Source organism: Spongiimicrobium sp. 3-5 (genome assembly GCF_046557915.1).
Lineage (GTDB): Bacteria > Bacteroidota > Bacteroidia > Flavobacteriales > Flavobacteriaceae > JBHEBG01.
In genome coordinates, this window is the sequence record NZ_JBHEBG010000001.1 from 1 (window position 1) to 13,664 (window position 13,664).

16 protein-coding genes are annotated in these 13,664 nt (G+C 38.6%); 4 read left to right on the top strand and 12 right to left on the bottom strand.

From position 1 onward, the window contains the following. Nucleotides 1-117: 117 nt before the first annotated feature. The 3 genes from ACEQ81_RS00005 to ACEQ81_RS00015 form a co-directional block, all read right to left on the bottom strand. Nucleotides 118-300: a hypothetical protein gene (locus ACEQ81_RS00005; RefSeq protein WP_411028783.1), complete on the bottom strand. Its 183-nt coding sequence runs from the start codon at nt 298-300 to the stop codon at nt 118-120. A 381-nt stretch (nt 301-681) separates the two neighbouring features. Then, nucleotides 682-1,062 carry an alpha-L-rhamnosidase C-terminal domain-containing protein gene (locus ACEQ81_RS00010; protein WP_411028784.1) on the bottom strand — a complete coding sequence of 127 codons (381 nt, stop codon included), beginning with the start codon at nt 1,060-1,062 and terminating at the stop codon, nt 682-684. 3 nt (nt 1,063-1,065) lie between these two features. Next, a complete protein-coding gene (locus tag ACEQ81_RS00015; protein WP_411028785.1) occupies nt 1,066-1,809 on the bottom strand; it encodes a trehalase family glycosidase in 744 nt (247 codons plus the stop codon). Between the two features lie 626 nt (nt 1,810-2,435). Here ACEQ81_RS00015 and ACEQ81_RS00020 point away from each other — a divergent pair. The 3 genes from ACEQ81_RS00020 to ACEQ81_RS00030 all read left to right on the top strand — a co-directional run bounded on the left by ACEQ81_RS00020 (nt 2,436) and on the right by ACEQ81_RS00030 (nt 4,211). Further along, a complete protein-coding gene (locus ACEQ81_RS00020) occupies nt 2,436-3,398 on the top strand; it encodes a fatty acid desaturase family protein (RefSeq protein ID WP_411028786.1) in 963 nt (320 codons plus the stop codon). 77 nt (nt 3,399-3,475) lie between these two features. Beyond that, complete coding sequence (locus ACEQ81_RS00025) at nt 3,476-3,667, top strand: cold-shock protein (protein ID WP_411028787.1); 192 nt, start codon at nt 3,476-3,478, stop codon at nt 3,665-3,667. 208 nt (nt 3,668-3,875) lie between these two features. Continuing rightward, a complete protein-coding gene (locus tag ACEQ81_RS00030; RefSeq protein ID WP_411028788.1) occupies nt 3,876-4,211 on the top strand; it encodes a hypothetical protein in 336 nt (111 codons plus the stop codon). Between the two features lie 230 nt (nt 4,212-4,441). On the opposite strand, the gene ACEQ81_RS00035 is transcribed toward ACEQ81_RS00030, so the two are convergent. The 8 genes from ACEQ81_RS00035 to ACEQ81_RS00070 form a co-directional block, all read right to left on the bottom strand. Then, nucleotides 4,442-4,696, bottom strand: a complete 255-nt coding sequence (locus ACEQ81_RS00035) for a hypothetical protein (RefSeq protein WP_411028789.1) — start codon at nt 4,694-4,696, stop codon at nt 4,442-4,444. Further along, nucleotides 4,693-5,544 (bottom strand): prohibitin family protein, encoded by an 852-nt coding sequence (locus tag ACEQ81_RS00040; RefSeq protein ID WP_411028790.1) that lies wholly within the window; start codon nt 5,542-5,544, stop codon nt 4,693-4,695. Before ACEQ81_RS00040 ends, ACEQ81_RS00035 begins: the two co-directional genes overlap by 4 nt. Nucleotides 5,545-6,315: 771 nt before the next feature. Beyond that, on the bottom strand, nt 6,316-6,990 hold the full coding sequence (locus ACEQ81_RS00045; protein ID WP_411028791.1) for a M15 family metallopeptidase: 675 nt from the start codon (nt 6,988-6,990) through the stop codon (nt 6,316-6,318). After that, nucleotides 6,968-8,053 (bottom strand): alanine/ornithine racemase family PLP-dependent enzyme, encoded by a 1,086-nt coding sequence (locus tag ACEQ81_RS00050; protein WP_411028792.1) that lies wholly within the window; start codon nt 8,051-8,053, stop codon nt 6,968-6,970. The genes ACEQ81_RS00045 and ACEQ81_RS00050 overlap by 23 nt, the downstream gene beginning before the upstream one ends. Beyond that, on the bottom strand, nt 8,050-9,129 hold the full coding sequence (locus ACEQ81_RS00055; RefSeq protein WP_411028793.1) for a DUF1611 domain-containing protein: 1,080 nt from the start codon (nt 9,127-9,129) through the stop codon (nt 8,050-8,052). Before ACEQ81_RS00055 ends, ACEQ81_RS00050 begins: the two co-directional genes overlap by 4 nt. Nucleotides 9,130-9,141: 12 nt before the next feature. Beyond that, complete coding sequence (locus ACEQ81_RS00060; protein WP_411028794.1) at nt 9,142-9,348, bottom strand: hypothetical protein; 207 nt, start codon at nt 9,346-9,348, stop codon at nt 9,142-9,144. Between the two features lie 660 nt (nt 9,349-10,008). Continuing rightward, nucleotides 10,009-10,164 carry a hypothetical protein gene (locus ACEQ81_RS00065; RefSeq protein WP_411028795.1) on the bottom strand — a complete coding sequence of 52 codons (156 nt, stop codon included), beginning with the start codon at nt 10,162-10,164 and terminating at the stop codon, nt 10,009-10,011. A gap of 105 nt (nt 10,165-10,269) precedes the next feature. Further along, nucleotides 10,270-10,830 carry a helix-turn-helix domain-containing protein gene (locus ACEQ81_RS00070; RefSeq protein ID WP_411028796.1) on the bottom strand — a complete coding sequence of 187 codons (561 nt, stop codon included), beginning with the start codon at nt 10,828-10,830 and terminating at the stop codon, nt 10,270-10,272. 570 nt (nt 10,831-11,400) lie between these two features. On the opposite strand from ACEQ81_RS00070, the gene ACEQ81_RS00075 reads away from it, so the two are divergent. Beyond that, entirely contained in the window at nt 11,401-12,513 is a 1,113-nt protein-coding gene (locus ACEQ81_RS00075; protein WP_411028797.1) for a serine hydrolase domain-containing protein, read from the top strand. 284 nt (nt 12,514-12,797) lie between these two features. Here ACEQ81_RS00075 and ACEQ81_RS00080 read toward each other — a convergent pair whose 3' ends face one another. Next, entirely contained in the window at nt 12,798-13,100 is a 303-nt protein-coding gene (locus ACEQ81_RS00080; RefSeq protein ID WP_411028798.1) for a hypothetical protein, read from the bottom strand. Nucleotides 13,101-13,664 lie beyond the last annotated feature (564 nt).

Below are 13,664 nucleotides of genomic sequence, written 5' to 3' on the forward strand. Positions count from 1 at the left end.
ATTGACCAAAAGTCGGTGGCTTTTTGTTTTTGCACCCGTGGACATATCGGCGGGCCATATCCGCCAAGGGCGGACACCGGTCCGGGTACAGTTCCCGCTACTAGGGGAAGCCATTGATCAAAAGTCGGTGGCTTTTTGTTTTTGCCCCATGGACATATCGGCGGGGCCATATCCGCCAAGGGCGGACACCGGTCCGGGTACAGTTCCCGCTACTAGGAGAAGCCATTGACCAAAAGTCAGTGGTTTTTGTTTTTGCCCCATGGACATATCGGCGGGGTCATATCCGCCAAGGGCGGACACTGGTCCGGGTACAGTTCCCGCTACTAGGAGAAGCCATTGATCAAAAGTCGGTGGCTTTTTGTTTTTGCACCCATGGACATATCGGCGGGGCCATATCCGCCAAGGGCGGACACTGGTCCGGGTACAGTTCCCGCTACTAGGAGAAGCCATTGACCAAAAGTCGGTGGCTTTTTGTTTTTGCACCCGTGGACATATCGGCGGGGTCATATCCGCCAAGGGCGGACACCGGTCCGGGTACAGTTCCCGCTACTAGGGGAAGCCTTGGGAGCGACGGTGGTCATTATGATTCTTAACAATGAGAAGGGAATAGTAAAAAACCCGGTCCACTTTATAGATAGACATTCAATTTAAATCATCAGTGGTTTTAAGCTTTTTTTTTGCTTAAAAACTGTTTATCAACTGAATTTCGTGTTTTCCCGGAGTTAAATGCAAGGATTCAAAAATCTGCAAAGTTTTTTTGCCATTATGAATCATTTGTTCGTTGTTTCTGTGAGATAAAATAAATTCTGCCCCCATGTTAGCAGGTATTTCAATGTTATATAACGCTACTCCATCAGCTTTTAAAACATAGGTGCCCCTTATTGTTCCTCTGATGGTGGGTACCTCAATGCTGCTTTTTTTCAAAGTGCCCAACTGCGGTTTAATGGTAGCAATATTGTAGCCTGGTGTTTTAGGTTGGATTCCCCATAGCCCTCGTGGGATAATATTTGCAGGAACCGCCCCCCATGCATGGTTCCAATCGGCGTTTGGTTTGTATTTCATGTCTCAAGCTTCTAAGGTGATTGTTGAGCCAATCCGTATCATATTGTACCAGCTTCGGTCACTCTGGTCGGTAAGTAATTCCAGTGCATAATCCTCCTCTTCGGCATGGTACAATGCATCCATTAAATATTGAGCACCATAAACACTACAGGCCATGCCTCTGGATTTAATGAACTCAACAACTGATGACACATATTCTTTAGGTACGATACCAAAGGCCAAGGGCATCATATTTGCATGAATGGACGAGTGGTCTGTTCCCTCACCATCTATATAATACCCCTTGTTTTTATCCAATAATTTTTCGTTGATTGATTTTTTAGCTTTCAATGCAAGCATTTCAAAATCCAGTACCTCATCTGTTTTTCCCAAAATAGAGGCGAATTCTGCCATAATCATCATGTTCTTGTAATAAAAACTATTGATTACAGTGTTATAGGGCATAAAAACAAATCCATCTCGCTCTCCTGTTACGTTGGGGTCTCCACCCCAACCAGCAGGAGGCCAGTCGGTTATATCTCTTAATTTCTCTTTATCATCCTTAAAACCCAACTTTATCATGAATTCCGGAGTCACATTTGTAGATGAAATTAGACCATCCTCTCGCGAAAGCTCTGTCAAGGTTTTATGTTTTAAACCTTCGTAGTATTTTTCAATAAGTTCAGTATTGCCGGTGTACATATAATCGGCATGAAACATCAAGGCTACATGCTGTTGCCATTCCGTGGGCCACGTTGGGTGTTCCATAAAAGGTGAATTAACGAAACCACTAAATAAGACCAGAAATGGGACTCCATTATCAAGAGTTCCTTCCGATGTCAAAAGTGTTTCGTAAAAAGGCCCTTTTAGTAGATCAATGAAGAAATATTGATAAAATACATATTCACCCAATTATAGCTTTTGGTTTATCATCTAAATCCTATGTTATAAAACATTGAATATCAGTATTTAACATATAATTGGCGAATATTGCCCAAATTACAGCTACCTTTATCAAGTTAAAATTCGGAAAGCTCCGATTAGTCTTGTCTTACCAGATTCAATATTCTTTTCCAGCTCTCTCTATTTTTAGTAATAGTGCAAAAAATATTTTTAGTCCACAAATAGGTTGGCGGTACTGGTTTAAATATTCATTTGTATTTAGAATGAACGTTTCCAATTGTCCCCAAACCTATTCAGGCTTATCCATAATCCTTAAACTGCATTTGTAAACAAGGATTTAAAACGACAATAATAGTATCAAAAATCCAAAATTTTCAGAAATAACAAACTCTGCTTTTTCAAAAACATTAAGAAACAGGGTCAACCGGTATTTCAAAACGAACAATAAGAGTAAGCATGCGAACAACAGCATGGTGGTTAAGACGATAGTAATGTTAACACTATTCTTTGCACCCTTGGTGCTGACCAATATTGGCGTTGTCGCGACCCCATGGTTGCTTTTCGTTTTATATATAACCAGTGGAATCGGGATGGCCGGAATTGGTATGGGTATTATGCACGATGCCATTCATGGTTCATACTCCAAAAATAAAAAAGTGAATACGTACCTAGGCTACACCATGAACCTAATAGGTGCGAACGCAACGGTATGGAAGATCCAGCATAACGTATTACACCATACATATACAAACATAGAAGGAGCGGACGATGATATTAACGCACCCTTTTTCCTGCGCTTTTCGCCACACGCAAAAAAATATAGACTCCATAGGTTTCAACATTTGTATGTATGGTTCTTTTATGGTCTGTCCACAGTCTCGTGGGTAACTGCCAAAGACTTCATAAGATTAGGCCGCTATAGAAAAATGGGGTTCCTAAACAAAAAGAATGAGTTCAGAAATGAACTATTAAAAATCATAGGCTGGAAACTATTGTACTATTCCTATGCTTTGATTATACCACTGTTAATGGTACCAATTGCTCCATGGATAGTCATCCTTGCCTTTCTTAGTATGCACTTTGTTACCGGGTTGCTTATAAGTATCGTATTTCAAGTGGCACACATTATGCCAAATATGGAATTCCCCCTGCCTGATAATAATGGTGAGGTTGAAGGAGATTGGTTTGCGCACCAATTGGCCACCACTACCAATTTTGCCCCCAAAAGTAGGTTTTTTTCGTGGTTGATTGGGGGATTGAACTATCAAATAGAACATCACTTACTACCTAACATCTGTCACATACATTATAAAAAAATATCAGATATTGTGGCTGATACCGCCAAGGAATATGGAATGCCTTATAATACAAAACGAACATTCGCTACGGCCATTAGGGATCATATTGGAGTTTTGCGCAAGTTGGGGAAAATACAACACATTCCAACACGGTAGTAGCACAATTTAAACAACAAAAAATTAAGATTATAAAACAAGTATTGAATAAAATAGTAAACAACGAATATAAAGTAATGAAAGAAGGAACAGTAAAATTTTTCAACAGTGCCAAAGGTTTTGGTTTTATAAAACCTATAGATTCGGATGAGGATGTCTTCGTACACCAAAGTGGTCTTATCGATGAGATTCGTGAAAATGACAACGTCAAATTCACGATGGAAAGAGGCCAAAAAGGAATGAACGCGGTAAATGTGGAACTGGCCTAAAAAGCCTCTAATTTACGTATTAGTCAAAATGCCATCTTTTGAAGATGGCATTTTACGTATTGTTTGTTGTTTTCTTTATAAGTACCGAAATTAAGCTTTGACTATGGACAGCTATGGTTCGAAAATAAACCGGGTATCTTAATGACGGAAGAGTACTTGAACCCAAATTCCAAAAGTTATCCTCCTTTTCAAGAAGATTAAAATAATTATGCGAACAATGCTATTCTTTATTTTTTTGACCACATTGGCCATTCCTCCGCACCAAGGAATAGATCAAATAAAAAAAGTAGAAGGGGTCTTTTTTGGGCGTGTTGAGGACGGATATTCATTTTGTTGTAAAACAGCATTGGGTATGGAAGAAATAGTTGTTTTTGATGAGATTCTGTCGGTTATACTTGAAAAATATCCACTACATATTGATAAACATGTTGGGGGAAATTTTATTATCTCATTTATTGAGAATGTAAAGGTTTGGGAAGATGATATCGAGGAAACATCTACAGTAATACGCTTACAAAAGCTTATGCCGGGGCAACACCTTTAAGAGTGATATTTCAAAATTGATCCAACCACGATTTTCAATTCTTACTAGGGTTTGCACATTAACTCTTTCACCATAGATTCTGAAGTTCACAGATTTTTAAGCCTTGCCAAAAGTCGGATTCATAAAATCACTTGGTTTTAAACGATAAGAATTGCTGCGTGATTACCGATAACATTTCGAGTCTAATAAAGATTCAACCCCACGGATGACTCCTTGCCTTGTTAATCAATTCATGAATTGAAGAGTAAAAACAGCATAATAGTCAAGGAAGCTGAAAGTAAAAAAGTAGTCCAACTGAAAGTGCCAGTTAACCAATTGTGTGCTAGTTTGCCCAAAAGATTCATGGGATGGTCGCCATAGTAGTTGTATTGGTATTTTTCAATCATTCGATATCTATACAGCCCTCGAATGCTGCCCACTATAAGGTGGATGAACACTAACCCAATAATTATGGATTCTGTATTCAAATCCAAAGATATTCTCATCTTTTGTTTTTAATTGCATCACCAACTCCAATGAATGGAATTGCCCCTGCACCCGTTACCTCAGGTAAAATCCCGTTCCATTTTTCTATGGCCTTAAGGTTTGCTTCTATCTTCCTGAGTTCAATAAGGTCGGGTGAAATATTCATTTTTTGTAACCGTAGCGCCTCTGCTTCGGCTGTTGCTGCAGCAATGGTCTGTTCTGCTTCGACCCTAATCCTGTCCAGGTCCCTTTTTGCCTTCAATGCATTTTGCTCCGCGGTTTGTTTTGCCTCAATGGCATCGGTAAAGGTTTGGGAAAAGCTAAATGAGATAATCGAAAAAGCGTCGACCGATATGTTGGATGCGAGTAATCTTGATGTAAGCGCTTGCTGCATTTCGGTACTGACCGCCGGTCTTTTGGTAATCAATTCCTCGGCAGTATATCTGGCCGACACCGCTTTCATTACTTCCTGAATGGCAGGGTCAATGATCCGCTCCTTAAATTGCACACCAATAGTTTGATATACCAAATTGGCTTTATCGGGTATAATGTGATAATTAAGGGCTACGGATAAATCCACATCCTGCAAGTCAGAGGATGAAGAGGCAGCATCTGTCATCGCTTTTTGAATTTTTACGTCCATTAAAATGACGGTTTGCACTATTGGAATTTTGAAGTGGATGCCTTCATTCAATACTTTGTCCTGAACGGCACCAAAATTCTGGACAACGCCTCGCTCACCGGCACCAATCTGAACCCATGGTTTAAATGCAAATAGTAATACCATTAATGCAGTAATAATGATCAGATTTCTCCACTGACCTTTTTTCAATACGCTTTTTATCTCACCCATAGGGTCATTATCCATAGTAATTAGGTTTAATTATAAAGATAGGATTTCCCGTACCCGAGCTTCTTATACTAATTCAAGCCAATCTTACATAAATCACACATTGTATATTACGGATAAGATACTATTTGCCCAGGTTCTTTTAATCTGAAAGTCTGTGGTCATGAAAAACGAAGTGATTCTGACAGAAAAAAAACTATGGGAACTTTAGCCGCCGGCGAAAGACTATTTTTAGCCAAAAGGACATTTTAAGCTATTAGTAAGGCGTTTTAAGAGTGGATAACAGTTGTATGGGGTTAATTGGCTTTGGAAGGGTGCTATCGGCAGGCGGACTGAGTCAAAATTCTAGGTGTTCAAATAGCTTGTATCCCTCATTTTATCTGTCTTAGTGTCGTGTTAAACTTGATCTAATAGTGTTATGTTTCAACTATCTTTGCATCTTGTAAGATGTGTAGATAAAGGTGTGTATTACACCTATCACAAGTAAGCAAATAGAGAAGGAATTATGAAGCATACGAAGAAAGAACCTCAAGACAACAATAATAGTATTGACAGGCCATTGACCCGCCATGAGAGCTGGAAAAATCACCGGAGGCATAATGCCTTAAAACTAATACGTTTTTCTTAAGGACCAGTACTATTTAAAGAGGGCAAAAGCCCTCTTTTTTTCTTTATAGTAAACGATAATAATTATCTTGCAAACGTTTTTTTGTTTTAACAGGGAAGTCAATTCAAGGGTTTCGAAGATAGTAATAAAACCCTTACTTTTCATTCAGTGGGTTGACATGGCTAAGTTATGGGTCCATAAATGGCATATTCCTTTTCTTTTTCAATGGCCCAAACAACATTGCCGTAATCAAAATGCCAATATTCCTTCAAATCACATACAAAATTTTCGTCTTCAAATAGACCGATTAGAAGTGCCCTATTTTTTTTCGCCTCAGGACTAATATCTGGATAGTAGGGATAGCATTTTTTTGAAAGATTAATCTCCAATCCGTTGTTGGTGCCAAAATCCATCACACGATCTTCAAGTTTGTCATAAATCAAAGCATCTACTGCTCCGCCTGTAGCGTGCATGGACATTGTTGGGGAAGCGATAAAATAGCTTATGATTTCTTTGATTTCAGTATTCGATTTTTCGGGATGTTTTTTCCGGTAGTAGGCAAATTTGGAATCCCATAAAAGTTGTTGATGTTCAGAAGATCTCCAAGCAGAACGAACAATCAAAATTTTATTTTGCCTATCCAATTGTTTGCTGATTCGGCCTATTTTTATGAATATATCTTCTCTGACGAGGTACTGATAGTCTTTTGATATTGAAGGTTCAAAAATCAAATTAAAACTAGTATCTAACAAACTCACTAGTGGTGAATGATTTTCCCGAACCCAAATGGATGGGGCCAAAAGTTTATGCTGAAGGTCTTTTATCTCGACCGCTTCACAGTATGTTTGCACATTCATATAAATCGATTGTGTTTTTTGTAATGTAGGGGGTGCTGAATACTCTTAACAATGCGCTATAATTCAGGTCGAACGCTACCGTATCTCCCACTCTTAAACTTGTTTTGGTATTGTCTATCAACATGTGATCACTGCTAGCACCTAACACGGTTATTTTTTGTTTTGGAGTGATTCCTGAAACAATGACGTCCTGCATTCCAATCGCGAGAACGGCCCTATCCATCAAGCCTTTATTCTCAAACATGGGTATATCACCGTTCGCATTTTGATATACTTCCCCATAGGGTTGTGATGGTTTTCGTTTTGCTTCGATAACCTCTGCTCTTAAGGTAAAAATATCGGTAAAAAGTCCTGGTATAGGTTTTCTACAAAGTGCTTCCCTGCCTAAAAAAATAGATTCGCCTAATCGTAAGCTATTTATTCTGCCTATATCCTTTGAAGACGTAAACCAGTTGTAATTTGCAGAGTTTCCGCCGGACACCATTGCTAGGGTGATTTTGAATTTTTCTTCCAAACGGATCGCTATTGAAGACAACTCGTTCATTTTGTCCGCATCAGGGCTTATTCCGCCAAAGCATGCGAGATTTGTTCCTATACCCATCAGCTCTAGACCTTCCAAACTTAGCACCTCCTTTACAAGAGCATTCATTTCCGATGGCATAATTCCTTCTCGCAAGTCTCCAAGTTCCACCATAAGAACAACCTTATGTGTAATATGGTTTCTTAAGGCGCATTCCGAAAGTTTTTTTAGAACTATTAATTCGGAATTTAAACTTATATGAGCATGAATAACCACTTCTTCCACTTGGCTGAGTGCAGGCGTTCTGAGTAACAGGTATTGTGCTCGTATACCCGCTTTGCGCATTTTTATAATATTCGAAATTCTAGAGTCGGCAATAATCTCAATACCATTTTTGACCAATACGTCAGCAATTATTGGATTGCCCCCGATCACTTTGGTAACCCCTATTATATTGATGCCCTTAGAGCCATACAGTATTTTCAACTGTTGCGTATTGTGGGCAATCTTTCCCAAATCTATATCTATCCTGGGAAGATTCAAATCAACACCGACTCTCTTTTTAACTCTGGAAATGTTTTGATCAACTCCCTTACCAGTTTATCGCATCCGTGCAGTAAGACATCTGTAACAGGTAAATCATATTTAGATTCATACCGCTTAATGGCATTATCGACCTCAACGTTGGTCATGTTTTCGTGGTTAATGGTGATGGCTATAACTTTTGATTTAGAGAATACCTCTATCATTTCAATCTCGTCTACCAAGTCTAGCAATGGAATTTTAGGATAGTCACAATAACTTTTTCGCTTTGGGGGATGCTGTATAATAATTGCATCGGGCATTGCCCCACGAATAATGGCACTTGAAGAAGTAAATGCAGGATGACTCAGAGCCCCTTGGCCCTCAACAACAATGATATCGGGTTGTTCTTGCTCATAGGCATTTAAGATGGCGTTTTCAACTTCACCGGTGGCGAACCCTGATGTTAAAACGTCTATGGCCACTCCGTATTTAGAGCCTTGGAGCAAGCCAGTCTGACCGGTGGTCACAAAGACGGCGTTCAGGCCTTCATTCCGTAATGCTTCCACTAATACTAATGCGGTGGTTCTTTTGCCTACAGCACAGTCGGTTCCCATTACCGTAATTATAGGAACCTTTACCTCTCCAATACGTCCCGAGAAATTATGGAGGTTTTTACGCGCTGGTGGTTTCCTGACATCTTGTATAGTCACACCATATTTGAGTGCCATATTAGTATAATGAATATTGTCATTAAAAAACTCAGGAAGACCGTTAACGATGTTCATCCCACTCTTCATAGCGGTAAAAATAATTTCTTTTTGTTCATCGTTTAAAAAGGAAGCGAGTGGGGCGATACCATAGATAAAGTATTCCGGGATAGTGCTTAATTCTTCTAAGGCATGCTCTATGCTTTCGAAAATGAGGATTCCGTTGCTTACACCATCAAGACGTTCACCTGTATCTTGTCCCTTCTTTGAGCTATCGATAATTCCAACAATAGAATACCTTTCCGATTGCCGAATAAGTCCATTAGCTACTTTACCGTCTACACTACCAAATTCGTTCTCGCAATAAACCAATGCATCCGCTTTCATAAATGTTGTTTCTTAAGTTTTCCAAATTTGTGGGAGTCCATCACAAGATTTTAATTCCCTATCAAAATAGACCAGTTCATTCGCCAGAGGATTGTTTTGAATGGCGCAATAGTAAACCTTGCGTGCGTACAATCGTACAACAAGGGATACCGAAGGCCTCACTTTGGCACAGACGACATCTCCTATTTTGAATCTATTTTCCACTTTATTCTTTTCCAAAAGGTGCCTTTTATTATTAAAACAGATGACTTATTTATTTCTTATAAGATTGCACTTTACCATAATCGAATACAAATGGGTGTATGACACAGTTGTTTTCGACTATTATGTTTTTACAACTATCGTATTAGAAGTATACTCTATATCTACCAAGTTAAACTTCTTGGATTCCTCAAATTCACCATTTTCCACAGTTAAGCAATAAGGTTTATGATCTTTTCCTTCTTCCTCTTATTCCGCTGTATTCTTTGCGTTCCGTTTTGCCCTTTTGGCGGCCTTTTTCTCTTTAGGAGTGCTTGATGGTGCCGTTTTCCCAGATTTTTGTTTATCTTCTTTTTCTCTCGACATAATTTTAATTTTTAATTAATTTGTGGAAGCGGAACAGTGAGCACCCACATCATTAACAATAGAATAAAGTAATAAGCGCATTTCCTCATCGGATATATTTTTATCTGTGCTATCTACCTATATAAATTTGTTTGGCAAAGACTTTAGTTATAAGAAGTCTAATTTATTGAGTTTTTTTACGAAAAAAGAGCAGTGTTTTTTAGTTCCTGCTCTTCTTTGGACTTCTAAACAGATTAGAAGTATTCATCAACCAACTAAGTTAAATTTTCTTTCTCTTTATATAATGAGGAATTATTTTGCCATTGCCCCAAGTTACTTTTTTATTTTGATCAAATCTGGTTTTAGGTTTATCTCCAATTCATTCCACCTTGTGTTTTGTAGGCTTTCATTATCAAATATCGGTCTAAAGACATCTCTTAATTTTTTGAGAATACCGTAAACAAGATTGTCCTTTTTGAATATGTCCATAAATGCTGTGTATTTTGTACCGTTCATTAAAATCATAACAGAAGTCAAAGGTGCGACAGAATCATGGGAAGTATACTATATAAATGTTTGTAAACCTTGCATATATCACAGGTTTTCGAGATTTTGCTGTCTTTTTTCCTTTAGCTTTTTATAAAAAGATGGTGTGAGACCGGTTACTTTCTTAAATTGATTCGACAGATGGGATGGGCTACTATAGTGAAGTTTATGGGCAATCTCTGTGAGGTTGAGCTCATCATATAACAGTAATTCCTTTACCTTTTCAATTTTATGTTTGATGATATAATGCTGTATGGTGATTCCTTTCACTTCAGAAAACATGTTCGACAAATATGTGTAGTCGTATCCTAATTTTTCGCTTAAATAACCAGAATAATTGGTTTTTGGAATTTCATCCGTATAATGAATCATTTCTATAATCGCAGTCTTTATTCGCTCAATTAGGATGCTCCTAGTATCATCAAGCAATTCAAGTCCCGATTTAAGAAGGTTTTGCCCAAAAAGAATTTGTTTATCTTTCGGAATGTCTTCCAAGATTTCGACCATTCCGAGATCCAATGTTGCGTGGTCCAAGTCTAACTTTTTCAATTCTTCCCTTACCAACATTTTGCAACGTTGACTAACCATATATTTAATATATAATTTCATGTTTTCAGTTTAATGGTCAAGTAAAAAGTAAAGGTGATCATCTAGCTAGTGCGCACAAAAAGCAATGAACTTTTACATCTTAACTCCTAGATCGTTAAAAAAGCTTTTCTACTTTGAGTAGATTATTCTGCTGTCTTTTGAAACCAGTAATTCGCAGTTGAAATTGTTTATTTTAAAGGTAGTTAATAAATGGTGTTTTGATGTATGAACATAAAAATCTTTTAGATGTTAAAGTGTTTATTTTTAATGTTTTAGCATCTTATTTGCAAAAACTTCGCTGTTTAGATTTAATCCTGTTGAATCCAAGTGGGAATATATTTGGTTTAAAGCACTATCTAAATGCAAATAATAACCTTAACAATCGCACTTCAGAAATCTTTAAGAGTACAAAAGTTATCCTAATAATAACTCTGTTTCTAAGAAAGCTTCAAAAAATGTTCATTTTTTTGGATTTACAGTTTTCTATCATTATTCCTTTCAATCGGTGCCTGGGGCCAAGTTCAATACGATTCTTAAACAACTGTAACATTTCATACTAGGTTTTCTCTTTATGATAATAACACCATCTCTATGAAAACGAAAACCCTTTGTTTACTGCTCACCTCGTTGGCCATATTATCTTCCTGCAAGGATAAATCAACAAAAAATAATGGCCCCGAAGATTATAAAGTTGTTCTCAACCTAAACGATCGAGAAGTCCGGGCCGATTCCATAGATTCCTTTATTCGGCAACAAATGGACTTGATGAAAATCCCTGGACTTTCGTTTGCAATAATCAACAATGGGCGTATAGCCTATCACAATGTTATTGGGCATACGGATAATAATTCCTTGAAACCGGTTACGGATTTAACTCTATTCGAAGGAGCCTCTACGTCTAAAGCCCTATTTGCTTATATGACCATGTTTTTAGTTGAGGAAGGAAAATTGGACTTGGACACACCATTGGCAGCCTATCTTGATCCAGCTCATCACGCCAATTATAATTTTGACGAACGCTATGATCAAGTAACTGCAAGAATGGTGCTTTCACATACTACCGGGTTCCCCAATTGGCGGGGAGATGGTAATCTCTATATTGGCTTCGAACCAGGAACGGATTTTAGTTATTCAGGTGAAGGTTATCAATACCTAGTAAAGGCTTTGGAATCGATACTGGATACGGACTACAAGGGTCTAGAAGAATTTTACCAGAAGAAAGTTGCAGTGCCCTTGGGCATGAAGTACACTAAGTTCGTACAGGACGAATATAATTTGGCCCATAAAGCCGCCCCACATAAGGAAGGAATTAAATTGCCATTAAACCATTGGACGGCCAGGGAGTTTAATGCGGCCTCTGCCATCCACACAGACGCAATTGATTTCTCAAAATGGGTAATAGCCCTTTTGGAAAACAAGGGACTTTCCGAAGAAAGTTATGACTTACTTTTTACAAATCAAATTACGGTGGCCGAGGCGCCCACCCTACTTTCGGAAGAGGGCGCTATTGCCTGGACTTTAGGGTTCGCCAAGTACAATATTGACTATCATGTAGTCTATGGGCACGAAGGCAATAATGATGGGTTCAACTGTCTTTTCCTATTCGACAAAAATAAAAAATGGGGCATGATTCAATTCAACAATGCCCATGAAGTATACGATTTTGGATTCAACTTGTTTAGATATATTAATCAGAACAACTAGGTACAACAATAGCTATAATTTGGCGTAAACGCATTCAAAAAAAAACTCGCTTATGCCAGTTGGTAAGTTCGATTTAGCCTTTTTTACTGTCCCATAATACCAGCGTTTTACGGGACAATCCATATGTAGAACTTGAAGTAAATAATCCCACCTTAATTTAAACTTTACAGTGAACTCAAATTCTATCACTGCAGATTCTCAATTGAAACTGCACTAAGAACAGTTGTCGTTTAATTAAAAAATTCTCAAACTTACATAAAAACCGTGTTGGAGAGCTTTGTCGCCTACTCTAAATGTTCCACGGTATTGAGCAAGGATTGACGAATCAATGGCTTTTCTTTTTCCGCCCTTAATACTGCCAGGTCACTTTCCTCTATTTGTTTCTGGGAGATATTGGGATTTCGAGACCAATTTTTGTCTTCATAAGCTCTAATAACGTCACCAAGTTTTTTTCTGATTGGTTCCAACTTGCTATTTTCCTTGACCATAAGCCTCAACAACCTGCGAGCAATAGAGGCTCTTTCAAGATCCAGTTCGTTTTGAATTCCTGATGCGATAATCGTGTTTACATCAAATTCTGTTTCCATTATTAGTAAGTTCCATATTATTAGACTATTACAAAAATATAACTAAGTATTCAATAATTCTCGAAACATAGGACACGGGTAACAATTTTAAGTCGGTAACAACCCCTTTAAAGCTGTTCGGGTTTACAGGGCTATCCTTATATATATTTTAAACATCTGTTTATCAAATAGTTAAATAAATAAATGATTGTATTGGCGGGCTCATATCCGCCAAGGGCGGACACCGGTCCGGGTACAGTTCCCGCTACTAGGGGAAGCCATTGATCAAAAGTCGGTGGCTTTTTGTTTTTGCACCCGTGGACATATCGGCGGGGCCATATCCGCCAAGGGCGGACACCGGTCCGGGTACAGTTCCCGCTACTAGGGGAAGCCATTGACCAAAAGTCGGTGGCTTTTTGTTTTTGCACCCGTGGACATATCGGCGGGCCATATCCGCCAAGGGCGGACACCGGTCCGGGTACAGTTCCCGCTACTAGGAGAAGCCATTGACCAAAAGTCGGTGGCTTTTTGTTTTTGCCCCATGGACATATCGGCGGGACGATATCCGCCAAGGGCGGACACCGG